At 49.4% G+C, this 25,086-nt stretch carries 18 protein-coding genes; 4 read left to right on the top strand and 14 right to left on the bottom strand.

What is annotated here, in order from left to right; all coding sequences use genetic code 11:
• Positions 1–243: 243 nt before the first annotated feature.
• A complete protein-coding gene (locus ACEW81_RS02730) occupies positions 244–1,839 on the bottom strand; it encodes a hypothetical protein (RefSeq protein ID WP_373531432.1) in 1,596 nt (531 codons plus the stop codon).
• A gap of 198 nt (positions 1,840–2,037) precedes the next feature.
• A complete protein-coding gene (locus tag ACEW81_RS02725) occupies positions 2,038–4,113 on the bottom strand; it encodes an adenylate/guanylate cyclase domain-containing protein (RefSeq protein WP_373531431.1) in 2,076 nt (691 codons plus the stop codon).
• Positions 4,114–4,274: 161 nt separating this feature from the next.
• On the opposite strand from ACEW81_RS02725, the gene ACEW81_RS02720 reads away from it, so the two are divergent.
• The gene (locus ACEW81_RS02720) at positions 4,275–4,526 is read left to right on the top strand and encodes a hypothetical protein (RefSeq protein WP_373531430.1); all 252 of its coding nucleotides are present in this window, start codon (positions 4,275–4,277) and stop codon (positions 4,524–4,526) included.
• A gap of 90 nt (positions 4,527–4,616) precedes the next feature.
• On the opposite strand, the gene ACEW81_RS02715 is transcribed toward ACEW81_RS02720, so the two are convergent.
• Positions 4,617–7,028 carry a ribonucleoside-diphosphate reductase subunit alpha gene (locus ACEW81_RS02715; protein ID WP_373531429.1) on the bottom strand — a complete coding sequence of 804 codons (2,412 nt, stop codon included), beginning with the start codon at positions 7,026–7,028 and terminating at the stop codon, positions 4,617–4,619.
• A 69-nt stretch (positions 7,029–7,097) separates the two neighbouring features.
• Complete coding sequence (locus tag ACEW81_RS02710; RefSeq protein WP_373531428.1) at positions 7,098–8,138, bottom strand: ribonucleotide-diphosphate reductase subunit beta; 1,041 nt, start codon at positions 8,136–8,138, stop codon at positions 7,098–7,100.
• Between the two features lie 864 nt (positions 8,139–9,002).
• Between ACEW81_RS02710 and ACEW81_RS02705 the strand changes: the two genes are divergently transcribed.
• Both ACEW81_RS02705 and ACEW81_RS02700 read left to right on the top strand, forming a co-directional pair.
• The gene (locus ACEW81_RS02705) at positions 9,003–10,988 is read left to right on the top strand and encodes a PAS domain-containing sensor histidine kinase (RefSeq protein WP_373531427.1); all 1,986 of its coding nucleotides are present in this window, start codon (positions 9,003–9,005) and stop codon (positions 10,986–10,988) included.
• 231 nt (positions 10,989–11,219) lie between these two features.
• The gene (locus ACEW81_RS02700; protein ID WP_373531426.1) at positions 11,220–11,705 is read left to right on the top strand and encodes a hypothetical protein; all 486 of its coding nucleotides are present in this window, start codon (positions 11,220–11,222) and stop codon (positions 11,703–11,705) included.
• A 65-nt stretch (positions 11,706–11,770) separates the two neighbouring features.
• Here the strand turns inward: ACEW81_RS02700 and cydB are convergent, their stop codons facing one another.
• The 3 genes from cydB to ACEW81_RS02685 form a co-directional block, all read right to left on the bottom strand.
• Positions 11,771–12,802 (bottom strand): cytochrome d ubiquinol oxidase subunit II, encoded by a 1,032-nt coding sequence (gene cydB, locus ACEW81_RS02695; RefSeq protein WP_373531425.1) that lies wholly within the window; start codon positions 12,800–12,802, stop codon positions 11,771–11,773.
• Positions 12,792–14,186 carry a cytochrome ubiquinol oxidase subunit I gene (locus ACEW81_RS02690; protein WP_373531424.1) on the bottom strand — a complete coding sequence of 465 codons (1,395 nt, stop codon included), beginning with the start codon at positions 14,184–14,186 and terminating at the stop codon, positions 12,792–12,794. Before ACEW81_RS02690 ends, cydB begins: the two co-directional genes overlap by 11 nt.
• A 128-nt stretch (positions 14,187–14,314) precedes the next feature.
• Positions 14,315–14,497, bottom strand: a complete 183-nt coding sequence (locus ACEW81_RS02685) for a hypothetical protein (RefSeq protein WP_373531423.1) — start codon at positions 14,495–14,497, stop codon at positions 14,315–14,317.
• A gap of 259 nt (positions 14,498–14,756) precedes the next feature.
• Here ACEW81_RS02685 and ACEW81_RS02680 point away from each other — a divergent pair, with 259 nt between their 5' ends.
• Positions 14,757–15,107: a 6-pyruvoyl trahydropterin synthase family protein gene (locus ACEW81_RS02680; RefSeq protein ID WP_373531422.1), complete on the top strand. Its 351-nt coding sequence runs from the start codon at positions 14,757–14,759 to the stop codon at positions 15,105–15,107.
• A 39-nt stretch (positions 15,108–15,146) separates the two neighbouring features.
• On the opposite strand, the gene rsfS is transcribed toward ACEW81_RS02680, so the two are convergent.
• From rsfS to ACEW81_RS02645, 7 genes are all read right to left on the bottom strand, one after another.
• A complete protein-coding gene (rsfS, locus tag ACEW81_RS02675; protein WP_373531421.1) occupies positions 15,147–15,545 on the bottom strand; it encodes a ribosome silencing factor in 399 nt (132 codons plus the stop codon).
• Between the two features lie 51 nt (positions 15,546–15,596).
• Positions 15,597–16,223, bottom strand: coding sequence for a bis(5'-nucleosyl)-tetraphosphatase (symmetrical) YqeK (yqeK, locus tag ACEW81_RS02670; protein ID WP_373531420.1), 627 nt, complete (start codon positions 16,221–16,223; stop codon positions 15,597–15,599).
• 114 nt (positions 16,224–16,337) lie between these two features.
• Positions 16,338–17,168, bottom strand: a complete 831-nt coding sequence (locus ACEW81_RS02665; RefSeq protein ID WP_373531419.1) for a TIGR00282 family metallophosphoesterase — start codon at positions 17,166–17,168, stop codon at positions 16,338–16,340.
• A 213-nt stretch (positions 17,169–17,381) separates the two neighbouring features.
• Complete coding sequence (recA, locus tag ACEW81_RS02660; protein ID WP_373531418.1) at positions 17,382–18,509, bottom strand: recombinase RecA; 1,128 nt, start codon at positions 18,507–18,509, stop codon at positions 17,382–17,384.
• Positions 18,510–18,784: 275 nt separating this feature from the next.
• Positions 18,785–20,938: an alpha-amylase/4-alpha-glucanotransferase domain-containing protein gene (locus ACEW81_RS02655; protein ID WP_373531417.1), complete on the bottom strand. Its 2,154-nt coding sequence runs from the start codon at positions 20,936–20,938 to the stop codon at positions 18,785–18,787.
• A 72-nt stretch (positions 20,939–21,010) separates the two neighbouring features.
• Entirely contained in the window at positions 21,011–22,723 is a 1,713-nt protein-coding gene (locus ACEW81_RS02650) for a glycoside hydrolase family 57 protein (RefSeq protein WP_373531416.1), read from the bottom strand.
• Positions 22,724–22,819: 96 nt separating this feature from the next.
• Positions 22,820–25,075 (bottom strand): lytic transglycosylase domain-containing protein, encoded by a 2,256-nt coding sequence (locus ACEW81_RS02645; RefSeq protein ID WP_373531415.1) that lies wholly within the window; start codon positions 25,073–25,075, stop codon positions 22,820–22,822.
• Between the last annotated feature and the right edge of the window lie 11 nt (positions 25,076–25,086).

Genomic DNA, 25,086 nt, shown 5'->3' with positions numbered 1-25,086 from the left:
ATATTCCTTATTGATCGATATATGAGGTATATGAGGGAAGGTGAGATAAAAATGGAGGTGATTGAGGTAAAAGGTGAGTTTATTTCCATTGAACTGTTGTCATCCTATGTCAAACCAATTTTTGACAAAAGAATCATTAAAGCAAAAGAAGCAAAAAGCTTTTTCCCAAGCGGAGGCCGGAGTTAGCCCGTAAGCCCAGCTTTTACACTGGGCTTACGGGTATTAAAACGGGAGGGAAAAGGGTTAAGCCATGCCCAGCGCGCCAGCGCCAATGCCTAGGGCCAGTAGCACCTTTTTAGGGAGGCTAATGCTAGAGGCGGCGCTGCTTACCACGGGTGGAAGGGCCTCTTCTAACGGTGCGGGGGAAGACTCTGCGCTTTGTGAGTTGGTGGGGGCGGGTGTTTCGCTTGCTGATTGCGCCTGGGTGGGTTTGTTCGTCGGTGTTTTAGGCACCGCCGAGGGCACCGGTTTTTTGGGTGCTGGGGTGGGTTGATCGGCTGGGGCTGCGGCTGGGATGGATGCCACCTCGCCCACATCCAAATCCAGGGCTTTGGCGATTTTAAGAATGGTGGCAGGCTTTAGGCTGTGCTGATTTTTATCCAGCAAGTCCAGCGTTTCACCGTCCAAGTAGGGATCTGGCACATCTTTACCGGTAATGGCCTTTAAAGCGGATTTTAGGTATTCACTTCCCGGGGTAATTTGGGCGTCTTCCAAGGTTTCAATATTTCGAAAGGAACCAAAATTTGTATTGGGTTTATTGCTGTTGGGCATTACAATCTTGCTTTGATCGTTGAAGATTCTCATATTTCCCTTGCTATCGCGGGAGTTAATGTATGAAAAGAGTCTTGCGTTATTCAAACGGGATATTTCTGTGCCAGCTTTCGCCAAGCTGGGCTCTTCCGCCAGTAGTTGCCCGTGGACCAAGCTTTGAAGTGTATCGGCAATCAATTCTTCCGTATCGGTGCTCGTGTTATCTTGATGAACCGCCTCATGCACCATTAAAGGGGACAGTACTCGGAAGTCCTCGCCTTTAAAATTGGCATCTATCAAAATGCTGCGTTTGGTATTTCCGGGTAATAAAATACTGACGCCATGTCCATTTTCATAGGGCTTTCCCGAAAAATCATCATGTTTAACTTCTTCGAACACATCACCTTTATAAACGTCAATGGCCCCTTTGCCAGCGGTTTTTACCAAATTGACAATGGCCGCCCGCAGTTGGGGATTGGGGACTTTGGTTTTTAAAACGGGGTCATCAAACAATTGGGCGGCTTTTTTGGCTTTGCTGGTATTGCCATCAAAGCGCTGGGTCAGGCTTTTTTCTAAACCGGCTTTAAGTTCGGCCTCGCTCATTGCTTTAACAGGAGCGGAATAATAGGGGCGGCTTTCTGGGTATGAAAAATGGCCCAGAAGATCAGTATTTTTAGGGACAAAAGGTGGTTTTTTTAAGAATTCTCTGGCCTGTACATCTTCGGCGTCATCCTGCAAATAAAGCGGGGGGAATTCATCAAGGGGGTTGGTGGCCGCTTGCAGCAGCTTTCGGCTGGGTTTGCCTTCGGTTAAAGCCATGTCCTCGTTGCTGTGAATCAGGGCTTCCATTTGGGCCAGTTTTTGGGGAGAAAGGGGCTTGCTGAGGGCATTGTAGTTAAAGGTATCGGTTAAGTTTTTGGAGTGAGCCGGGTGATTCAAGCCCAGGCCATGGCTGTTGTTTTGTAAAGCGGCGGCTCCTCCGGCGGAACCGAGCATCAGGGCTATAAAACCGGCTTGTTTCAAGTTCTTTTTGCCAGCAAATTGTGGCTGTTGATTATGGGTGTGAGGACGAATAGAGGTGGTGGTCACTACGAATATTCCTTTATTGATCGATATATGAGGGGACACTTGAATGAGAAATGGGGTAAAAGGTGAATTTATTGCACTTGAATTGTTGTTATCCTATGTCAAACTAATTTTTAATTAAAGAATTGTTGAAACAAAAACCGATCCTGCTTTTAAAGCGGATCGGTTTTTAGAATTCTTTACAATTTAAAAACGTGATTTTCAGGTTGAAATGGGGCGCTCGTAAAACCCCAAAGGCTCAAAAATTTCCACCTGTCCGCCTTTGCCCTTTAATTCACACCAGCCTAAAGATCGGGCCTGAATTCGATCTTTTACTTTTTCATAAGTGGCTGCGGAAATAATAATGGTGGTTCCATAGTGTTTATTCACCCCTTCTAGCCGGGAGGCCACATTCACCGCATCGCCAATGACCGTAAAATCCATAAAATCTTCCGAGCCGACGTTGCCAATCACCGCTGTGCCGGTATTGATGCCAATGCCAATATTAATGGGCAATTTATCGCTTTGCTTTCGCCAGTCCAGCATGGCCTCTCGCATGGCCATGGCGGCGGAAACCGCTAAAAAGGCATGATCCTCGTCATTCAGCGGAAATCCCCAGTAGGCCATAATGGCATCGCCAATCAGTTTGTTAATAGAACCCTGGTACTGGTGCATAATAATGCGGTTCATGGTGGAAAAATACTGGGTAAGGAAGGTTTGCACCACTTCTGGCTCATTGTGATCGGAAAAGGTGGTGAAGCCCCGAATATCGCTGAACATAAAGGTCATTTCCCGCCGCTCGCCCCCCAGCGTTATTTTTTCGGGCTGTTTTTCAATAATTTGCAGCACCGCCGGGGACACATATTTGCCAAAAGCAAAGCGCATTTGTTTGCGCTTTTTGTGTTCGGTGTTGTAACGGCAGGCATAAAGGATACTAAAGCAGGCCCACATGGCCAGAATGGGATAAACGGCGTAAATCCAGACATTCCAAACATAATAAGCCTGTAAACTGACCAGAAAATACCCCACCGAGAGGGTGGCGGTGACTAACAAGTTAATGAGCGTGGATTGAAACCGAAAAATAAAGGCACTTAGCAAGGCTGGCATTAATAAAAACAGGCCTAAATTTAGCCAGGGCGAGGCCGGTTTTACAAAGTCATCGTGCAAAGCGTTGTCCAGGGTGTTGGCCAAAATAAAAAGCCCCGGATAGCGAGGGCTGTAAATGGTTTGATGCACGTCAAAGTCGGGGGTGGTAAATCCAATCAGGGTAAATTGATTATGAAAACGGCTTGGATCAATCAAAGGGCGCTTTGGCAGGCCGGGGGTCTTGCAAATGGGCTGGTTTGGGTTTTCATTACACTCCAGCCGAATTTCAGACAGGACCACATCTGAGAAAGAAAATTCCGGATATACGGGTTGATCGGGTCGAACGCCATGTCCATACCATTTAATTAAGGGACTGCCTTCGGCGCCCAGCTGGATGGATTGACGCCCCCAGCTTAAGCGGCCGGTGGGGCTGAGGGAGAACTGTTTGGCGCCATGGGAGGCAATCCCGATGGGCAGGGTGGGGTGAATGGATTTTCCATAGCTGGAAAAGGGTGCCCAGCGCCGTATGCTTTGTTGGGTGTCGTCCAGCCGTCCGCTCAGATCGGTCATAAACGTGCCTATGGTGGCGGAATAAAATTGCATACCACTGTGTAACAGGGCGTTGTAAGGGGGCACCATGCTGTTGTAGCGGTATAAATGCTGAAGGGCTGGGAACTGCGCAAGGCCGCTGACCTGTACCGTGTGCCTGGCCAAAGCGGCTTGAGTGGCGATTGGCAAAGCAGATTCTTTTTGGGCCGACTGCCCTTCTTTGGTAAATATCAGTTGGGAAATGACGGGCTTGCCGGGTTGGATACTGGTTGCCAGAAATTGATCCCCGGCCAAATCATCTTGATGATCTCCCCCGTTAAAGCTGATATCCAGAATGACCGCCTGAGGTTGGGTTCGGTTCAGAAAGCGAATGGCGTACCCGGCGGCCCTTCTGGAAAAGCCGTCATTCATCAGGCCTCTGTAAACCGGATCTGCTTGGGTTTTGGCATCAATGGTAATCAACCGAATGCGGCTTTGGTGCGCTCTGTTTTCAGGCGGATGCCATTTTTGACGAATGGTCAGGCTATCGAGCTCCCACGAAAAGGCCATTTTAAGCAGTGGTTCCACGCATAACAGCCCAATGGCCAGTGCCAGTATTCCTAATATTAAATAGTAAAAGCCCTGGCCCAATTTAGTGCCGGATAGGCCGGTAGGATCATTCACGCCTGCTTACCCACTCAGGATTTCAAGGGATGTATATATAATTGTAACAAAGTATTTAAGTTCTGCCTGAGCGGGTCGAATGATCCTTTCAGTATTGATGATTTTTTTAATATTTATGTTCAGTGGCTTTCATTTTTTTACTTCACTAAAGGCACACTACCATGAGAAATAAGTTGAACAGGAAGCGCGTCCGCGTTTTTCAGGCTTGCCTTGGCCAAGGCTTGGTTGAGTATGGCCTGGTGCTGGCGCTGGTGGCCGTGGTGGCCATTGGTGGTCTTACCCTGGTGGGTAATAATGTGAATGATATTTTTTCATCATTAACCAAAGATATGGAAAGCACCGCAAAGGCCCCTGCCACGGCCAACGCTGCCGGAGGCAATTGTAGTAATTGTGGTGGCGGAGCCCCATACTAATTTTTTACTCACCCCAAAGAAAATCCCCACTTCTGCTCAGTTTTGGGCTGGAGAAGTGGGGAATCTCATAAGCGTGTGAAAGTAACTGGCCTACTGGCAGGCTTCGCACTCCGGGTCATCAATGGCGCAGGCCTGAGGCTCGGTTTCGGCTTGCCGCAAGTGGGTTTTACCGAACTGGGATTGATCCACGGTCGATTTTTCCACTTGGCTAGCGCCCAGCGTCCGTAGGTAATACGTGGTTTTCAGGCCCATGTTCCAAGCGGTGGTGTATAGCTCGTGCAATAACTTGCCGCTGGGTTTGGCCACAAACAGGTTCAGAGATTGTGCCTGATCAATCCACTTGCCCCGAATGGCGCAAGCCCGGATTAACCAGCTCTGATCGATTTCAAACACTTCCGGGTATTTCTCTTTCAAGTCCACCGGAATGTTTTTCAATTTGGAAAGCTGGCCATCGGCCGCTTTTAAGGCCGCTACCATGTTGGGTCCCCATAGGCCCCGTTTTTCCAAATCCCGCACCAGCCACTGGTTAATCACCGTAAACTCCCCGGACAGGTTGGAGGTGACAAACAGGTTTTTAAAGGTGGGTTCAATGCAAGGCGTGGTGCCCACAATGTTGGAAATGGTGGCGGTGGGGGCAATGGCCATCAGGTTGGAGTTCCGCAGGCCGGTTTTGGCCACTCTGGCTTTCAGGCTGGCCCAGTCCAGTCGTTGGGTGCGATCGCAATCAATGGGCAGGCCCCGCTCTTGTTCCAGCAGGTCAATGGTATCAATGGGGAACAAGCCTCGATCCCACTTAGAGCCTTTGAAACTGGCATAACTGCCCCGCTCTTCGCTCAATTCAGCGGATGCCTGAATGGCCTCATAGCTGAAGCGCTCTAAAAGCTCGTCGGCCACTTCCAAATGCTTTTCGGAAGCAAAGGGAATATCCAGTTGATAGAGCATTTCCTGATAGCCCATCATGCCCAGGCCGATGGCCCGGTGTTTCATGTTGGCCTGTTTGGCTTCATCGGTGGGGTAGTAGTTAATGTCAATCACGTTATCCAGCATGCGAACGGCCAGCTTGATGCTTTGGCTGAGCTGTTCGTAATTGATGGCCCCGTTTTCCACATGGCGAGCCAGATTGACGGATCCTAGGTTGCACACGGCTGTTTCCTGCAAGCTGGTGTTCAGCGTGATTTCGGTGCAAAGGTTGGAGCTGTGTACCACGCCCATATGATCCTGTGGCGAGCGCACGTTACAAGGATCTTTAAAAGTGACCCAGGGATGGCCGGTTTCAAACAGCATGGTCAGCATTTTGCGCCATAGGGTTTTGGCTTCAATGCGCTTGCCCACCAGTTGACCCGCCTCAACTTCCGCTTCTCTCTTCTCGTAAGCGGCTTCAAATGCCTTACCGTAAAGGTCATGCAGCTCGGGGGCGTGATCGGGGCTGAACAAGGTCCACGGGCCATCGGCATAAACCCGCTTCATAAATAAGTCTGGAATCCAGTTGGCGGTGTTAATGTCATGGGTCCGACGCCGCTCATCGCCTACGTTTTTACGCAGATCCAGAAAATCTTCAATATCCAGGTGCCAGGTTTCCAGATAAGCACAGTGGGCGCCTTTGCGTTTTCCACCTTGGTTCACCGCGATGGCCACGTCATTGTCAATTTTTAACCAGGGAATCAGCCCCTGACTTTGCCCGTTGGTACCTTGAATCAAAGCACCAGTGGCCCGTATGGGGGTCCAATCGGTTCCAATCCCGCCAGCCCACTTGGATAAACGGGCGTTATCGGTATAGATTTTGAAAATGCCCTCGATGCTATCATCCACCGTGTTTAAAAAGCAGGAAGACAGCTGAGGATGCAGGGTTCCTGAGCTGAAGAGGGTTGGGGTGCTTGAAACGTAGCAAAAATCCTTGAGCAAATTGTAGAACTCAATGGCTTTTTCTTCCTTGTTGACCGGCTCCAGAATGGCAAGGCCCATGGAAACCCGCAGCCACATCCACTGAGGCAGCTCAATCAGCTTTTGTTCCCGGTTGCGAATCAGGTAGCGATCTTTCAAAACCTGAATGCCCTGAAACTGAAAGTGACGATCCGCTTTGCTGTCGATGGCCTTTGACAGTTTTTGCAAGTCAAATTCCAGCAGGCGGAAATCCAGAATGCCCGCCTTCACACCTTCCTGCAGGTAATCTGCAAAATGGGTTTGGTACAAATCCTGAATGGACTGTTCCCGAGAGTTAACCGGCCCAAATACTTGCTGGTAAAGCACTTTTAAAACCAAACGAGCGGCCACATAGGCGTAATTGGGGTGTGTCTCAATCAAGGCACGGGCCGACATAATGGCAGACTCGTCAATCTCCTCGGTGTTGATGCCGCTATACCAGGATAGCTGGCATCCCAGAGCCACATCAGACCAGCTGACGTTCTCAATGCCTTCACAAGCTTCCTGAATCACGTGATTGATTTTATCTTCCTGAATAGGCTCCAGGCTGCCATCCCGACGACGAACCATGATTGCGGACATACAACAAAATTCCTTATTATTCGCTCAAGTAAACTTTAAAATCTTTTTAAGCCCTGCCTGGCGGAACGATTAAAAATCGTCCCACTCCAGCGCGCCACCGGTTTGGTATTCGGTTACACGGGTTTCAAAGAAGTTTTTGGATTTGGTCAGATCCACCGCTTCGCTCATCCAGGGGAAAGGGTTTTTGGCTTGAAAGCGAGTGGCCAGATGCAGGGCATTCAGGCGGCGATCCGCGATATAACGGGTGTAGTCCTGAAAGCTGGATGCGTTCATTCCCAAAATGCCGTTGGGCATCAGCTCATGGGCGTAAGCCTCTTCCAGTTCAGCGGCTCTCACAATTTTATTGCTGATTTTGCGCTGGAAGGTCTCGGTCCACAAGGTAGGCTGTTCAATAATGATTTGGTGAATCATCTCAATGCCAAAGTTCATGTGCATGGACTCATCCCGCATGATGTACTGGAACTGCTCGGCGGTACCCGGCAGCAGGTTCCGGCGACGGAAGGACAACATGGCCGCAAACGAGGAGTAGAAGAAGATGCCTTCCATAATGACGTAGAAATCAATCAGGTTTTCCAGGAAGCATTGATCCATATCAAAGGTTCCGGTGGCAAATTCCGGCTTCATAATGCTGGCTACCAGCTCAGAAGCAAATTGATCTTTGTCGTAAATAGCCTGAATGCGGTTATACATGGTGAAAATTTCAGATTCATCCAAACCGAGGCTTTCCACGATGTATTGATAGGCATGGGTGTGAATGGCTTCTTCGTAAGCCTGACGCAGCAGGTACATGCGGCACTCTGGAGAGGTAATGTGCTTGTAAACCGCTAACACCAGGTTGTTGGCCACAATGCTGTCTGCGGTGGTAAAAAAGCCCAGCGCCATTTTAACCACCCGACGCTCATCATCGGTCAGAATCGAGCTGGAACGCCATTGCTCAATGTCTTTCTGCATGGAAATTTCGTTGGGCAGCCAGTGGTTGGCGTTGCCAGCCAGATAACTATCCCACGCAAACTGGTGCTTAATGGGATACAGCTGAACCACGTCATCCTGACCGTTAATAATACGGCGCTGATTGACCTGATAGGCTAATGAAGGCATTGCATTGGACATGCGGCGTTCCTTTCATGGATTGAGTTTATTTGAAATTTGAAATAGAAGACGGAAAATGCACTATAAGTTTGCCCTTGAATAATCAAAAGGAAGTTAAACCAGTCGGCTTGTCGGATTCAGGTGTATTGCCTGAATCAACGTAAAATCACGCTAATGAGGATTGTAAGACGTTTGAACTGCCAAACCCCTTCGGATCGGTTTTACACAATCTTCTAATAACCATCGTTTCAACCTTTCCTGTTTTGAGCGATGCCGATTGACTGATTAAACTCTGACTCCCCACGTACAAGGGTATGAATTTCGGCATTTTTTGGCTTCGTTAAAACGATAACCGGAGAGAAAGGGTGCTTACCACTCTGTTATACAGTTTTTAAGGAACCCATGCAAACAATTTGAGCAACTACATGCCTAGTATGTAAAAGTTTTCATTTCCGGCCGTAGAGGGCCTTTGCGCTTATTGACAAATTGGGGACGCTTGGCAGAATGCTTTTCAGCTTGTGGAAAGCCCCTAACCGTCCCAAGCCGTCTGTTTTTTGTAACAAAGGGAATAATTTTAGGAATCAATGAAAAGAGAAGCGAAGCAGGCCGCTATTTTATTATCTGGTTAGGCAATAGCCTTGAATGATTTTTTCAGGCAAGCTTTTTAAGCAATCGTAGTTTGCGTTCCCTTGATTTAAAAAATAATTGCTTAGAAAAGACCCTTATTTTTGATGTCTTCTCGCTTGTGTTGAATACGAAATCACTTTTTTCAGGGGCTTTCAGGGCTTTTGTTCTGTGGCTTTCATTGAAATCAGGCCTGTTTCTCCTGATTTTTATGCCCCATTTCAAGGCAGGCCGCAGCGTGGGTAAGGGAGAGGCTTTTTAATGGCTGCCGTTCTGCTGCTGCTGCTTTTAGGGCTCATTGCCAAAATGGCGTTTGAGCGAAAAAAAACGCTGGTAAAGCTGCGAAACCATGAGGCACGGTATCAGAGTATTTTTTCCAGCCAGACCATTGGCATTCTGGTGGCCAGTTTGGAAGGGCCTGTACTGGAAGTGAATGACGCTTACCTGAAGATGATTGGTTATACTCGGGCTCAGTTTGAGCGTGAAGGCTTGCGGTGGGATCAGATTACCCCACCCGAATACCGGGAGCAGGATCTCCAAAAAGTCGCGGAAATTTATAAAAACGGGTTTGCTCGGGAGTATGAAAAACAATATGTACATCAGGACGGGCACCGTGTGGATGTTTGGCTGAGTGGCATTGCCAGAATCGCGGGTTCCGCTGATCAGGTGGTTTCCTATGTGCAGGATATTACCGAGCGAAAGCGCATGGAGCGATCCTTGCGGGACAGTGAAGCCCGATTTCGCACTCTGGCTGATAGTGTTCCTGTTTTGATCTGGTTAACCGATGCCAATGGGCAGGTGGTGTATGCCAATCAAGTTTACGCTCAGTCTGTGGCTGAATCCGGTTGGAGTGCTGAGGGTTTGGCGCTTGAAGAAGACCGATGGCTGGATTGGGTTCATCCCCACGATCAGGCCCAGGTGAGCCTCTTGATGGAGGATGCCGCTCAGCGGTGTGAGGGTTATCAATATCAATGCCGCATCCAGTGTCATAAAGGGAGTTACCGATGGATGCAGGTGACGGGGTTGCCCCGGCTTACCACGGAAGGCGCTTGGCTGGGTTATGTGAGTTCTGCGGTTGATATTACAGAACAAAAAGAGATGCACCAGCTTTTGGATGAAGCCATTCAGGAGCGCACCCGCCAGCTGCAAAAAAGTAACGCTTTGCTTTCTTCCATTGTGGAAAATGTGCCGGCCATGATTTTTTTTAAAGAGGCTGAGGAGTTGCGCTTTGAGTTGTTTAATAAGGCGGGTAAAGCCTTGGTGGGGTTTGATGAGGATGATTTGCTATTGGGCAAGAATGATTATGATTTTTTCCCTGAGGCGCAAGCCCGCTTTTTTATAGAAAAAGATAGGGAAACCTTGCGTGGCAAAAGCCTGGTGGATATACCGGAAGAGCCGCTTCAAACCCGGCAAGGGGAGTTGCGCTACTTGCATACCAAAAAAGTACCCATTCTGGATGACCAGGGTGAGGCTGCATACTTATTGGGTATTTCGGTGGATATAACCGAGTTGAAGCAGAGTCAGGAAGCAATTCGCTGTTTGAATTTACAGTTGCAGACGCAGATTCATCATTTAAACGTCTTAAATCAGGAGCTGGAATCTTTTTCATATTCTGTGTCTCATGATTTACGAGCGCCCTTGAGAACCATTGATGGTTTCAGTCAGGCCATTCTGGAGGATTGCGCCCACACGCTGGAGGGGGACGCTTTGCGTTACCTGCAAAGGATTCGGGAAGGTAGTCAGCAAATGGCCCAGTTGATTGACGATATGTTGAATTTGTCTCGACTGGCACGGGAAAACTTGAATAAAGAAACCATCAATTTGAGCGCCCTGGTTCAGCAGGTGGTAGTGGATTTGCAGGCCGGGGAACCGGAACGGCAGGTGGCCATTCGCATTCAGGAGCCTTTGTTCGCTGAGGCCGATGCACGATTGATGCGAGCGGTGCTGGAAAATTTGATTGGCAACGCCTGGAAGTTCACCGCCTATAGCCCCGATGCCTGTATTGAGTTTGGCCTGACCGAGCAGCACGGAAAGCCGGTTTACTTTGTGAGAGACAATGGGGCTGGTTTTGATATGGCTTACGCGCATCAATTATTTGGTACGTTTCAACGCCTGCACAACGCCGCCGAGTTTGCCGGAACCGGGGTAGGGCTTGCTTCGGCACAGCGGGTGATTCATCGCCACGGTGGGGAAATCTGGGCGTATGGGGAAGTGGGTAAAGGCGCTACGTTTTATTTTACGCTGTAGGGTTCAAACGATAGGCACTGCTTTATTTTTAAGCTTTTTGACACGTGTTTTTTAGACAGCCGGAGAATGGTTTTGGCATACAAAATACGCTTTACTGAATCGTGTTGATTAAAGTTTGTCTGTACGCTCTCACACTTAAAAAATAAAGCAGTAAGCAGAGAGGGTTGTCTCATGCGTGTTTTAGACTGCCGAACAATAGCCTGGGGTTTCTGGGTTGGCTTTTCATGGGTGATGATTCAGAGTGCTTTCGCCGAACCACTGTCTGGTCAGGTCAGTGAGGATGCGGTTTCTTATCCGGGTGCGGTTACCAAGTCCATGACCATGGCGCCGGGGGCGGGAACCTTTAGCGCCGATCACTTGCGCTTTGGCCGTCAGGTGGCCATTACGCTCTATAATCCCAATACCTACCCCATGCGTTTTGATACGGTACAACGGATCGGAAAGGAATATTCCTGGATAGTACCGGCCAATAGTTCTCGCACGGTTGCCTTTCGCTACTTTAATCCAGTTAGCGACGAGGTGCGCTTTCTGAGTTATCAGGATCCCGGCAGTCTGGTGATTAGCGAGGGAAAGGTCACTCAGCCCCAAATGACCGCTGCGGAACCTGCGCCGGAGCCAACCCCCACCGCCGTCAGCCCGCCCGCAACCGAACCAGAACCTACGGCTCAGGGGCCTATGCAAACAGAGTCACAATCAGCGGTTAGAGGGTATTGGTAGTTTATTAAAAGTAATCATGGTCATCCCCGGATATGGTTTATATCCGGGGATGACCTGTTTCAATATTAATAACTTTTGGCGTCCAGTTGAACCTTACCCCGAAAAATCCAGTAAATGCTAATGGTATAAGCCGTCACCATAGGAATGGCCAACAGGGCGATAATGAGCATAATGCCCAAGGTGGTTTGCGAAGATGCCGAGTTATAAATGGTTAAACCAAAAGCCATATTGGGGTTGGAAGGCACCATGTACGGAAACACCCCCAAACCAAACAGGGCCATTAAAAACACGATATTAAGGCAAGAAAAAACAAAGGCCCGAATATCCCGGCCATGATAAATTTCTCGGGGAATGGCTGCAATGGCCAGCATGTTGAGCAAGGCCAGCACAAAAAAGCCGGGTTGATTACGCACATGTTCCGTCATTTGCGGCACATACAACAAAGTGGCCATGGTGGTGGTAATGTAGCAAATGACAAAAAAGGCGATGGTGTTTCGAATCCACCCTCTCACCTGGGCTTGCAACTCGCCTTCGGTTTTCATCACCACATAAATAGATGCGTGCATGGCGAATAAAGCCACCGTGGTAAGGCCCACCAGCAGTGCGTAGGGATTTAACAGGCTTAAAAAAGTGCCCCGAAATTCCCCTTGGGCGTCCAGCGGAAGCCCCAAGGCAATATTGCCCAGCGCGATGCCAAACAGCATGGCGCTGGAGCCACTGCTGATTGAAAAACTGGTATCCCACAGTTGCCGCCACCAGCCCATGGGTTCTTTACTGCGGAACTCAATGGCCACGGCTCTAAAAATCAGCATTACCAACAGGATCATAAAGGGCAGATAAAAACCGGAAAACACCGTGGCGTACACATCCGGGAAGGCGGCAAATAAGGCGCCGCCTCCGGTTACTAGCCAAACTTCGTTGCCGTCCCATACCGGGCCAATGGAGTTTAGCATCAAGCGCCGATGTTCATCGGTTTTAGTAAGCAGGTGTAAAATGCCCACGCCTAAATCAAAGCCATCCAGCATGGCATACCCGGTTAGCAACATGCCAACCAGAAAAAACCAGATTAAGTTCAGATCCAGATGCTCAAAGAACATTGATATCACCCTCCCGGCTTTGTACGGTTAAGCGGGGATCCTGGTGGGTGGTATCCCCTGCGTAAAATACAGGCCCTTTTTTAATTTTTTGATTGAGCAGGTAAATAAACAGGATAAAAAGCAGCATATACACCGCCGAAAACAGCAGAATAGAGGCCAGAATATTACTGCCTTTTACCACTGGCGAAATGCCCTGGGCGGTTCTCATTAACCCGTAAACAATCCACGGCTGACGGCCAATTTCCGCAGTGGCCCAGCCCACCTGATTGGCGATTTGGGGCAGCATTACCGAGGCCACAAAAATCCACAGAACCGGCTTACAGGTGTATAGGGTGCCTCTGAATTTTAGGAATAATCCCAGTACGCTTAGGCCAATCAGGGCCATGCCAATGGCGATCATGATGTGATAGGTTTGAAACGTAATATTAACCGGGGGGCGATCCCGTTTGGGGAATTTTTGAAGCCCGGTGACCGGGGTTTGGAAGTTGTTATGGGTTAAAAAGCTAAGACCGCCCGGAATAGAGATGCCATAGGTTTTTTCGGCTTTTTCATCCACCCAGCCTAGCAAATATAAATCGGCGGGTTGGTTGTCCTTAAAATGGCCTTCCATAGCGGCCAGCTTGACGGGTTGATGCTTGGCCACCACCAGCGCGGATTCATGTCCGGTCACCAGTTGCAGCAACGAGGCAATCAAAGCCACGCTCAGGCCAATGTTCATGCCTGCCTTGGCCACGTCCAGATGTTTTTGCTTAATCAAATAAAAGGCGCTAACGCTGAGCAATAGAAAAGCCCCTGCCAGCCATGCCCCTGAAATCACGTGACTCAGCCTTTCAATGGAAGAAGGGTTAAACACCATGGCCCAGAAATCGGTAATTTCAGCCCTTAAAACGCCATTGTGGCGGACCAGATGAAAGCCTGCCGGCGTTTGCTGCCAGGAGTTGGCCACCACAATCCATACGGCGCTGAAGTGGGCGCCCAGACAGACCAGAATGGTGGATAAAAAGTGCATGCCTTTGCTCACCTTGTTCCACCCAAACAGCAGAACCGCCAAAAATCCTGATTCCAGAAAAAAGGCGAACAATCCTTCTGCGGCCAGCGCACTGCCAAATACATCCCCCACAAAGCGGGAGTAGTTGGCCCAATTGGTACCAAACTGAAATTCCATGACAATGCCGGTGGCTACTCCAATGCCGAAAATCAGGGCGAAAATGGACACCCAAAAGTGGGTCATCCGATGATATACGTCCTGACCGGTTTTGAGGTATAAACCTTCCATAATAACCAACAGCAGGCCAAGCCCGATGCTGAAAACCGGAAATATATAGTGAAAACTAATGGTTAAACCAAATTGCAGGCGAGAGAGAATAACAGGATCAAGCGTCATATAGCGTTCTCCAAGGTAGGTGACTGGAGATTCGCTATTAGTGTAATCCTAACGTTATGATTTCACTTTGCGATTTCTTACACTGTGTGATGGCGAGCAAGACCATGTTAGGCGGGTGAATGGAATTTTTAATAAAATGAGCGAGGCGTTTCCCGCGCGATGACCGGCTGAGGCACCGCTCTTTCGGTGGGCTGAATGCTCATAAGGCTGATGAGCCAAAGCACAGCCATTACCAAGAGAAGTGTCAGGATGATTAGGGACCATTCTGGGCTAATTTGAAGCGGCAAGCGAGGTTGGTACACAATACGCATACGGCTATCTCTCCTGATTCTGGTGCTTTGATTTTATAGAATTTACGCTGGTATGGAATCACCGAATCAGGCGGGTTGGTGAGGCGCTGTCGACTATTTGGCTGGATGCACTGTTTTAATGAACTGTTTTTAGGAAATTAGGCGCTTTATTGGCTGGGGTAGGGTTTTGCTCTGTCATAAGATAGAAGGCCCGCTTTACCAGCGCTTTTACGATCAATATTTTCTTGCAAGCTTTCAATTTACGTGATAAATCAATCTTATGTTTGAAGTCATGGTTGAAAAGCATTTCGCAGCAGCGCATCATTTGCTCAATTATCGGGGCAAGTGCGAAAATCCGCATGGACATAATTACGTGGTGCAAGTGTTCGCTCAAAAAGACACGTTGGATAAAGCCAATGTGGCCTTTGATTTTACAATTTTAAAATCGGAATTAAACCAAATCGTCGATGATCTGGATCACACCGATTTAAACGTATTTTTTGATGGGGAAAGCCCCAGCGCGGAATATATTGCACGTTACGTTTATCAGCGCATCAAAAAGCATGTGCCGGAAATTGTTAAAGTGCGCGTGTTTGAAACACCGACCCAGTCCGCCACTTATTTTGAGTAGTAAGTAGCCTTTTTATCCAAGGTGGTGGTTATTAGGGATTCAGGATGCTTCTTGCAGTTTGATGTTCAGCCACTTGTCCGGGGCCACCGTGTTGGCATGGCTCCAGAAATGTTCTAGCTGATAAAATTCTCGTTCGTTGCGGTGCATAACGTGAATTACCACATCGCCGTAGTCTAACAGGCACCACTTATAGCTTTTATCCAGCTCGGTGCCAATACGCATTTGCCCTCGTTGTCGGAACACTTTATCAATTGCATCGGCAATGGTACGAATTTGTGCGGGGCTATCGCCGGTACAAACCACAAAATAATCGGCCAGATATGAAACTTTTCCCGTATCCAGTACCAGCGTATCGGTTGCTTTTTTGGATTCCGCCAGGTTAGCGGCCAATACGGCCAGTTCAAAAGCGCTGATATTTTCTTGTGGAATCTGGGTCAAAAGCGTACCTCCTATTGGTTAATAAACAGGTTGCTAAACCGGGTTGCTGACTTATAAATGTTTTTCCGCTCGCAGATTTATTACAAAATCATTGCGGGCTTCAATGGTGCGAGGATGGATGACCTGATGCTTTTCCATTAAAAACTGGATGGTTGAATCCAGAATGTATAGCATGGTTAAATCCAGGCTCCAGGGGCTTTTGTAATCTAATGAGGATGTAACCTTCTGGACGTAAAGCGGGTTGCGGGTGTTCCCCTCAATTTTGTCGGCAACATAAACGATTTTTTCCACTCGGCTCATCCCGGCCCTGCCGGTGGTGTGATAACGAATGGCGTTCAGCAGGTCAGGCTCTTGCAAATTAAAGGTTTCCCGCACGATTTCAGCGCCCACAAAGGGGTGCAGGGTTTGTGGGGTTTTGCGATCAATGTCATCAATGGGCAGTTCATAGCGTTCGCAGTAGGCAATTAGCTCGGTTGCGGGCATTAATTTGGCTGCATCGTGTAGCAGCCCTGCCAGTATAGCCCGCTCTCGCTCTGCGGGTGGCAAGTTGAACTTGTCAGCCAGCTCAGCGGCCTTGTCTTTAGCGCCTATCGAATGCTCAAAACGCTCAGCATTCAGTTGCTGACTTAACCAGGCCTTGGCCTGTTCCAGATCTAGCAAAGTGGTGGCTTGAATCAAGGCGATCCTTTGGCGTTCCTAACACTTTCACTTTTGTATTATAACCGCTCTGTTGGATAAATGCATCCTCCGGGTGGGCAAAAGCTTTCCCTGCTATTGATTTGACGACTGAATCTAGCGGGTGGCGAATGGTTGAAGCGGTTCACCGTTATGGGAATAGACCTCGTTAATCCGCTCAACCTTGCGGCAAACCCCGGTTTTGGCGTCAATGGTAAATTTAACGGCGTTGATTTGCAAAATATCATCCGGCCCCACTTCCAGCCGGGTGGGCATACCCGATTTCAGCCGTTGTAGCGATCCACCTGCTTCCATGCCAATGACGCTGTTATAGGAGCCGTTAAAGCCGGTATCTGTAATGTAGCCCATGCGGTTGTTTAAAATTTTGGAATCGGCGGTTTGCACATGGGTATGGGTGCCGGTCATGGCGCTAACACCTAGGGAGGAGGCGTACCAGGCCAAGGCGATTTTTTCCGCTGTGGCTTCGGCGTGAAAATCCAGAAAAATAATGGGGGTAACCGCCAACATGTCGTATACCAGCTCTTCAAACTGATCCCAGGGCGAGTTATAGTTGCCCATAAACACTTGGCCAATCAGGTTGATCACCCCAATTTCGCAATTGCCGATTTGAAAAATTTTAGCCCCGCGTCCGGGGGAGGCGGTTGGAAAGTTATAGGGCCGCAGTAAATTGGCATCATCAATGAAGTTGAACACTTCTTTTTGATCCCAGATGTGGTTGCCACTGGTAAAAATATCAACGCCCGCTTCCCGCATTTCATCATAATGCTTGCGGAGCATCCCAAACCCGTGTGAAATGTTTTCGCCATTGGCCACAACGACATCGGGCCTGTCAGTCAGGCTTTCCAGATAGGCTCTTACCGCCGTTCGCCCTGGTTTTCCAACGATATCGCCGAAAAACAGGAGTTCAATGTGCGTTTTAGGCTCCATATGGGTTGGAACTTTCTATAGCAAGGGCGGGGAAAGTGAGGATATTTTTAGTTTAACTCAAATCCCAGGCGGTCACAAGCAACTACTCTGGGCAGGTGGTTGATGCTGGCTGACATCCGTTTTCCCAAAAAAAGACAGCCTGCCAGAGACAGGCTGTAATGTTAAGAAACAATAGATAGGAATAGCGATAGAGTATAGCGTTGTAGAAAGTATTTAATCTTCGCTTGGCGGGGTGGCTGGCAAGGCAGCTTCTGCCGAACTGGCCTGAGCCGCTTGGTTTGCCGCTGCGGCCGCAACCCGTTGGGCAGCGATTTTAGCCCGTACTTCACCTTCAATTTTTTTCATCACTTCTGGATTATCTTTCAGGAAGTCACGGGCTTTTTCACGGCCTTGGCCAATTTTCTCGTCGTTATAGCTGTACCAGGTGCCTGCCTTTTTAACCACTTCCATATCAGCGGCCACGTCCAGTACGCAGCCTTCCGAGGAAATGCCTTGCCCGAACAGAATATCGAACTCGCAAACCCGGAATGGAGGGGCTACCTTGTTTTTAACAACCCGCACTTTAACCCGGTTGCCATATTCTTCCCCGTCTTTTTTCAGGGTTTCTATCCTGCGGATATCCAGACGCACACTGGCGTAGAATTTCAGGGCGTTTCCGCCGGTGGTGGTTTCCGGGTTGCCGTACATGACCCCGATTTTTTGACGAAGCTGGTTAATGAAAACCACGGTGGTCCGGGTTTTCCCGACAATGGCGGTCAATTTGCGCAACGCTTGCGACATTAACCGGGCTTGCAGGCCCACATGGGCATCGCCCATTTCGCCTTCAATTTCAGCCTTAGGCACCAGAGCGGCCACGGAGTCGATGACCACGATATCCACCGCCCCAGAACGCACCAGTTGCTCGGTGATTTCCAGCGCCTGTTCGCCGGTATCGGGTTGGCTGATTAGTAATTCATCAATTTTAACGCCAATTTTAGCGGCATATTCAGGGTCCAGAGCATGTTCTGCGTCGATAAACGCCGCAATGCCGCCGTTTTTCTGCGCTTGCGCAATAATGCTTAAGGTCAGCGTTGTTTTTCCGCTGGATTCCGGGCCGTAAATTTCAACCACACGGCCCCGAGGCAGTCCGCCCACCCCAAGGTTCAAGTCCAAAGCCAAGGCGCCGGTTGGAATGGCATCCAGACTCACCACTTGCCGGTCGCCCAGCTTCATGATGGCCCCTTTGCCAAAATCTTTTTCAATCTTATCCAGCGTGTAGCTCAGAACTTTTCTGCGCTCTTCCAAAGAAGCGTCTTCTAAATTGGCGCTGGTTTTGGCGGACTCTTTATCTTTAACGGCCATGCGTTTTTCCTTTTGCTTATTGCGAATTGATGAGTCTAAATATCTTGGGAGGCCTTGGGCTGAAGCGAGGCTGCTCCCAAGGCTATGGTACGGGATGGCGGTTGGCTGCGCCTATCAATTGAAAGTAAACTTTACAGAAGGACGCCGCAAGCGACCTTTTGATTCCGTTCATAAAATATAGTATACATCGAAACTTCATTCGATGGAAATTATATTCGATAAAATTTGAATTGCAAACCCTTGAAAATGAAATGATGTACTTTTAGTGCGCCGGGTTATGGTTGATGGCTGGTAATGCGCTGGATGATTTCCACGTCCCAGCTTTCCTGGGGCTGAAGGGTCAGCTTCCAGTTGGGGAACATGGCGCTGGACTGATACACTTTTTCAAACCCTGTTTCAGACTGAGAGACGGTTTCAATGGGAAAGCGCCACACGTCCCCAATGCGGTTCCAGATGAGGTGGTAATCAATGTCCAGCCACTCATCCCGTAAGCCAATGCCATACACTTCTTTTAGCGCTTCCCTGGAAATCAGTTTTTTACTGCGTAAGCGGGCTTTGGATTCCGTAATTTGGGCCACTGCCGCCCCGGCAGCGGTGATGCTTTGGGCGGGCTTGGGAGCCGATTCCGGCAAGTAGTAATAACGATCGGGCGCGTCCCCTGCCAGTAAATTGGCGTTGAACTGCACCGAAAACCACAGTGGGGCCTTGTGGGCTGATAAATTGGTGAGTCTGTAACGGATGATGGTTTGGGCCTGATCGGGGTCCGCCAGAATAAGCTGTTTTTCCACCCGAATGGGGATGAGTTGATCCTGAACCCATACGTTGCCATCCCGGCTTAGAATCACCGTATTGTTTTCAATGCGGCTTTCATAGGGCGAATTGACAAAATCACCCTGCTCCGGGTAACGAGACTGGGAAAGGCTCTCTAAGTCCGTTCCTTCCCCCAAAAAGTGATCCAGCAAACTGACCCGTCGATGCCAGTCATAATGCAGGTGCTGATTGAGCGTGTGTTCTTTGCTGGACTGGGCCTCGTTGCCGTTTCCGCCCAGTTTGTCGTGATACGACTCATAACGGCGGGCCAGCGTATCCAGCAGGTTAAAGTTTTTGCGCCGGTAATCCAGCTCAAACAGGCTGCCCCCTTCATGCGGGTGCAAATACAGGTTTTGCGCCGAGCTTTCAATCAAAATTTCGGGTTGCCCGTCGCAATCCAGATCCCGTTGTTCAATGTGCAGGAAAGAGGGGCCGTGCAGCAAGGCGTCTACAATGTTTTCCGCCTTAATGAGGTGCTGGTAGTTGGCGGTTCGCAGGTTGGTTAAATACAGCCCGCCAAACACCCCATGCCAGAATATATCGTTGGACTGGCCTTTCCACAGCTCGTCCAGCGCCTCTTCATGCTTAATGCCTTTTTCCTGCTCCAGTCGGTGAATTTTTTCACTGACGTACAGCATTTTTTTATGGATATTATTGGCTTCCGGGTATTTTACTAAAAAATTTCGCCAAAATCCGGCCCGAAAAAAGCGGTTGTACTGCGGGGGAACCTCTTTAACCGCCTGCTCGTAAATGGCCAATTGCTTGGCAGGCAACGACCATTCCATCATTTCACTGTAACTGGCGGTGGGCAGGTAAATCCGCCCCAGCGGCGGGGTTCGGGCCACGTATTGAGAGGGTGTGATGGCCTTAATCATGTGGCTGTTATCGCTTAGGGCCTTAAAGAAGTGATCCAGCCATTTTTCCTTGAACACCAACCGGTGAGATCCCGGCCATACCCCAAATTTTTCCCCGTCATCGAAGTAAATGGCCGCTTTTTTCCCGTCGGCACTGGCAATAGATCCTAAATAATCCACAATGGCCTGAGGAGAATCGTAGGGAATCTGGTAGCGCAAGGTCTTATCCACCGGAAAAATATCGACGGTCTTGCCTTGTTCCTCACTGGTGTAACGGCCGTATAGCTCGCTCTCGTCCAGTCCAGCGGCCTTAAAATGGCTATCATCCAAAAACAGGTATTGAATGCCCGCTTGGGCGATAGGTTTGACCAAATGAGGCTCCCAAACCCGTTCTGCCAGCCATAGGCCATTGGGGCGCTGGCCGGTCAGCGCCTCTACCCGGTCGGTTAGCTTCTCAATCTGTCCCTGTTTGTCGGCATCCGGGATGATAGCGATAATAGGCTCATAATAAGCCCCGCTGATCATTTCCACTTGTCCACGTTGAATCAGGCGTTTGAGTTGATCAATGATCTCCGGGTGTCGCTCAAATAGCCAGTCCAGCAGGTAGCCCGTGTAATGGAGGCTCATGCCCACTTTGGGGTGATTTTCCAGCACATCCAGAAAGGGCTTGTAGCACTTGACATAGGCATCTTCAATCACATGATCCCAGTTATCCACGGGTTGGTGATTGTGCATGCCTAAAATCAAATTGATTTGATTGCCCATAACAAGTTTCCCTCCTCATCGGCTGGATAAATCAGGTTTGGATAGTCCGTTTTTTAACAGGTTTCCCTGAGTTTAAACGGTTTGCAGGGTGCTTGTAATGCTGGCGGGTGGCAAGCTGTTGCTGTTATTAAACCAGCGGTAATCCAGGTTGGGGAACGGATTGTCCACATCTTCGCTGGCTGCCAGCTTTTGGGTGTCAATCTTGCCGGTTTCCATCATTTCGCATAGCTCGTTAAAAAATTCAACGTGCTTTTCAAACCGCTCTACCGCATAATCTTTGGCCTGAAACGTGGTTACCAGGAAGGGCCAGTCGCTGCTTTGCAATAAAAGTAGCTCTCTCAGCGCCTGATTCAACACCTCCACCTTCAGCGGATCGCTTTCATTGGCAAACTGTTGAACCAGTTTACGCATGCGCACTTCGCTTTGGTGAATCACAGGCCACATCCAGGCGGTGTGCTGGTTGTGCCACACCCAATAGTGGCCGCCCTGGCCCCAGGTGCTTTCCGGTAGTTCAATGGCCTGCTGGGGCGGGTGATTTTCCAGATATTGGCTGGAGGTTTCCACGCTAACACCTTCGCACCCGTGCAGCATTTTAATCACATGTTTCAGCCAGGTGGTTCCTTCAAACCACCAGTGACCGTACAGTTCGGTATCGAAAGAAACCATCACCAGGCTGGGTTCGCCTGTTTTTTGGCTTTGTTCTTTCAAAATATCGTGAACCAGAGAGACAAAGTGATCCGCATGCATTTTGGTTTGGTTTTGGGCCAACAGGGGATCATACAGCATTTTGTCGCCCAGCTCAGCATCTTTACTGGTTAAACGCCAGTATTTCATGCCGGAATTGGCGTCTTTTCGGTGAAATTCCCGGTAAAGTCCATCGCCCGGATACCCGTGCGCTGCGGACCATACCTGGAAGCTGGCCCGGTTGTTGCGGCCAATAACTGCCACGGGATAATCCTTCAGCCAGTACGCTTCGTGCGTTGTCAGGCCGGTTTCGCCCCGGTTGGGCAGCGGAATGTATTGAATATCTCTGTAAACGCCAAAATCTCTGCGAATATCGCTGGTAGCGCTGCCTTCAATGGCGTGGTATTCGGTAAAGAAGTGCTTCAGGCCATGCTCACACAAGAAAGCTTCAATGGCAGGTCGCAAGGTGGGTTTTCCGGTTTCTGGATCTGCATGTTCCTGTGCGGGCCGGTAAGCGCACTCTGGCAACCAAATGCCTTTGGGCGCTCTGCCAAAGTGGCGTTTGTAAGATTCAACGCCTACTTTAATTTGAGCCTGAATGCTCTCATCGGTTCCCAGCAATGGCAAAAAGCCGTGGGTGGCCCCGGAGGTGGTGATTTCAATGCATCCATCATCTTGCAGTTCTTTAAAAGCCTGCACCAGATTTTTTTGATATTTAACCGTAAAATTTTCCAGAATTTGGGTGTAAAAGTGTTTGTAGTAACCCGCTAAAAAACCAAGATGCTCGGAGTGAGGTACTTGGGGATCGGGGTAGCGTTCTACGTCTTCATCAATGACCGCAATGCGGCCTTTAACAAATTTAATGAAGCCTTCCTGTAAATACTCATCAGCGAGTTGTTCAGTCAGGATAGGGGTAAGCCCCACGGTAATACCAGCCTTGATTCCTTCTTCCCGTAGTTCATTCAGGGCGTTCAGCAAGGGGATATAAGTTTCCACCATGCAGTCGTAAAGGTTTTCTTCCCCAAACGGCCACATGCCAGCCTTACGGTAAAAGGGCAAGTGACTGTGTAACATAAGTACGAAAGAACCATAGTCTGTCATAAGGCATAAAATCCATATTAACGCTGCCGCTCATCTTACACGATACAAGACTGTTTGCAAACCAGACGAGCGGATAGAATTAATGGGATTCTTGTTTTAGATGGCAGGTTGGCTATAAAGGCGGCTGTAGTTCCAGTAACTGGTAAACACTTTTTTGATGTAGTCCCGGCTTTGCTCGTAGGGGATTTTTTCTACAAAGAAATCGGGATCGTTATTAAAGCTGCTGGACCCTTGCACCCATCGCTTCATGGCGTTGGGGCCGCCATTGTATGCGCCTACGGCTGGCATGGCGTTCCCGCTAAACAGGCTATGCAAATGGGCCAGGTATCGAGAACCGAGGCGAATATTCATGTCCGGGGAAAACAGGTCGCTGGTTTGAAAGTTGGAAAGCCCTTCCCAGCCAGCCACTTCTTTGGCGGTGCTGGGCAGTAACTGCATCAGTCCACGGGCGTTGGAGGTGCTAATGGCAAACTCGTTAAAGTAGCTCTCTTCCCGCATTAAAGACTGTATTAAAAAGGGATCCAGTTTATTGCGAACTGCAGCGCCGCTAATCCTGTCGGAGAAATAAAGGGGATACAGCAGTTTGAGTTCATCGGTGGTGCCTGCGGGTTGAATGTCCGCCCCGCCCGAATTGATGAACGAGTCTTTCACCTGTTGCTCCAGCCCGTCTCGCATGGCGCGCAAGCCTTTGGCCCGGTCCCCGGAAACTTGGGCGGCCCAGCTTTCCAGGGCGGGAGGAACCTTGCCCATGGTTTCAGTGGCCAGTAGTTTTAAATCGTCGGCGGCCCCAATGCGTTGTAGCTCTTTGGCTGTATTTTTCAGCTGCCAGCCCTGTTCATTCGGCCCGAACTGGCTGGCCTCCGGAATAATATCCAGTGTGTTGAAATCGGTAGGGGCCGGTGGGTAATCAATGCGGTTGGTTAAGGTGGGCCAGCCCGGATCGGGCTTGCCTCCCACCAGTACGTTCAGTCTGCCTTTGGCCCGAAATGCGTAGTAATTGCCGGGATACTTATCAACCAATCGCTGATAGGTTTGGGTGGCTTGACTGCTTTGGGATTTTTCCAGACGTTTGGCAATCCAGAAAAGCACCTTGGGGGCCGCTTTACTATATGGGTAACGGGATAAATAGGCTTGACCCTGCTGGATAAACAAGGCGTCCTGTCCGCTGGAAAGCAGTGGCCAGAGCAGCTGCCAGCCGCTTTCAGGCGCATAATCGCCTTTGGGGTAATTTTGGACAATTTGTTGATAAAGACCGTTGGCCTGGGCTTCGTCCAGTTGGGCCAGTTTCCATAACACATAATCGCCACCCGGATTGGGCAGCTTGAGGCTGATGGCCTTTAAAAGCGCTATTTTTTTGTCGTTGTCCGGGGTGTGGGCCAAAATGGTGTCCACAGCTTCCCGCACTTCATCCAGTTGGGTGGCAAAGGGTAGGCCGTTGGTTAGGGTTTGCACGCCACTGGTAATTTGTTCCGCCCGAATCTGGGTTTTCCCCAAGGTAAGCCAGGTGGAGGGGCGGTTTCCTTTTGCCAAGTGGGATAGCGTTTTTTTTAAATCCTTGGAAGCGCTGGCTCCACCGAGGCCAATCAGGGTGTGTTCTTCCGCGTTGGGTGTGGTTAATCGTTGTTCCAGCAAGTCGGCGGCTTCTGCGCTGAACTTGCAATTGGGACACTGGGACAGGTAGCCCTTTAATGACGCAATGGCTTGTGGCTGGGTGGCTGCTTCTTTGTCAAATAAAGCCCCCAGATAGTAAAGGCTGCCCAATGCGTAATCGGTATTGGGGTAAAGGTTGCGTACCTCTGAAAACGTTTTTTGAGCCGCGGCCCACTCGCTGCCCCGAAACTGGGACTGTCCGATTCGGTACAGGGCCACGGTTCCAAACGGACTGAGGGCTTGTTTATCCACCAAGGCCGTCAGTTTTTTTTGAACGGCCCACTCATTGCCTTGTCCAGCGTAAGCCTCGGCTTCATGGAGCCACAAAAAATCCTGTAAGCCGGGATAAACACTTTCCAGCCTTTTAAATTTTGACAGGGCCGCTTCGTAGTTGCTCTCCTGTAGGTCTGTTAAGGCTGAGCGATACAGCGCCCTTGCGTCTTGCCGGTTTAAGGTGACGTTTGCCGTAAAAATACGGTGGTCATCTCCGCCGCCGGACACCAGCACATTTTTAATGGGGGCCGGAAGCCAACTGGTTTGCTGGGTGAGCCATAAAAAAGCCAGCAGAACGCTGATAACGCCTAAGGTGCCAAAGGCCAAGGCGGAAAAGACATTTCTGGGCTTGGGTTGAATGGGTTTTGTCACTGCGATGGTCTTGGCTTTTTTCATAAAAAAACTGAATGGCTGATTAGAAGAGGACATACGGTTGCTGA

It is taken from the genome of Vampirovibrio sp. (assembly GCF_041737375.1).
GTDB lineage: Bacteria > Cyanobacteriota > Vampirovibrionia > Vampirovibrionales > Vampirovibrionaceae > Vampirovibrio.
Note: the sequence above shows the minus strand (reverse complement) of the source record. Positions and strands in the feature narration are given on the sequence as shown.

Bases quoted from the DNA above. Each gene is read 5' to 3' on its own strand.
- recA (WP_373531418.1), bottom strand. From the start codon at position 18,509: ATGGCCGTTAAAGATAAAGAGTCCGCCAAAACCAGCGCCAATTTAGAA.
- ACEW81_RS02710 (WP_373531428.1), bottom strand. From the start codon at position 8,138: ATGTCCAATGCAATGCCTTCATTAGCCTATCAGGTCAATCAGCGCCGT.
- ACEW81_RS02650 (WP_373531416.1), bottom strand. From the start codon at position 22,723: ATGACAGACTATGGTTCTTTCGTACTTATGTTACACAGTCACTTGCCC.
- ACEW81_RS02700 (WP_373531426.1), top strand. From the start codon at position 11,220: ATGATTCAGAGTGCTTTCGCCGAACCACTGTCTGGTCAGGTCAGTGAG.
- ACEW81_RS02690 (WP_373531424.1), bottom strand. From the start codon at position 14,186: ATGACGCTTGATCCTGTTATTCTCTCTCGCCTGCAATTTGGTTTAACC.
- ACEW81_RS02645 (WP_373531415.1), bottom strand. From the start codon at position 25,075: ATGTCCTCTTCTAATCAGCCATTCAGTTTTTTTATGAAAAAAGCCAAG.
- cydB (WP_373531425.1), bottom strand. From the start codon at position 12,802: ATGTTCTTTGAGCATCTGGATCTGAACTTAATCTGGTTTTTTCTGGTT.
- ACEW81_RS02715 (WP_373531429.1), bottom strand. From the start codon at position 7,028: ATGTCCGCAATCATGGTTCGTCGTCGGGATGGCAGCCTGGAGCCTATT.
- ACEW81_RS02665 (WP_373531419.1), bottom strand. From the start codon at position 17,168: ATGGAGCCTAAAACGCACATTGAACTCCTGTTTTTCGGCGATATCGTT.
- ACEW81_RS02655 (WP_373531417.1), bottom strand. From the start codon at position 20,938: ATGGGCAATCAAATCAATTTGATTTTAGGCATGCACAATCACCAACCC.
- ACEW81_RS02680 (WP_373531422.1), top strand. From the start codon at position 14,757: ATGTTTGAAGTCATGGTTGAAAAGCATTTCGCAGCAGCGCATCATTTG.
- ACEW81_RS02705 (WP_373531427.1), top strand. From the start codon at position 9,003: ATGGCTGCCGTTCTGCTGCTGCTGCTTTTAGGGCTCATTGCCAAAATG.
- ACEW81_RS02720 (WP_373531430.1), top strand. From the start codon at position 4,275: ATGAGAAATAAGTTGAACAGGAAGCGCGTCCGCGTTTTTCAGGCTTGC.
- ACEW81_RS02685 (WP_373531423.1), bottom strand. From the start codon at position 14,497: ATGCGTATTGTGTACCAACCTCGCTTGCCGCTTCAAATTAGCCCAGAA.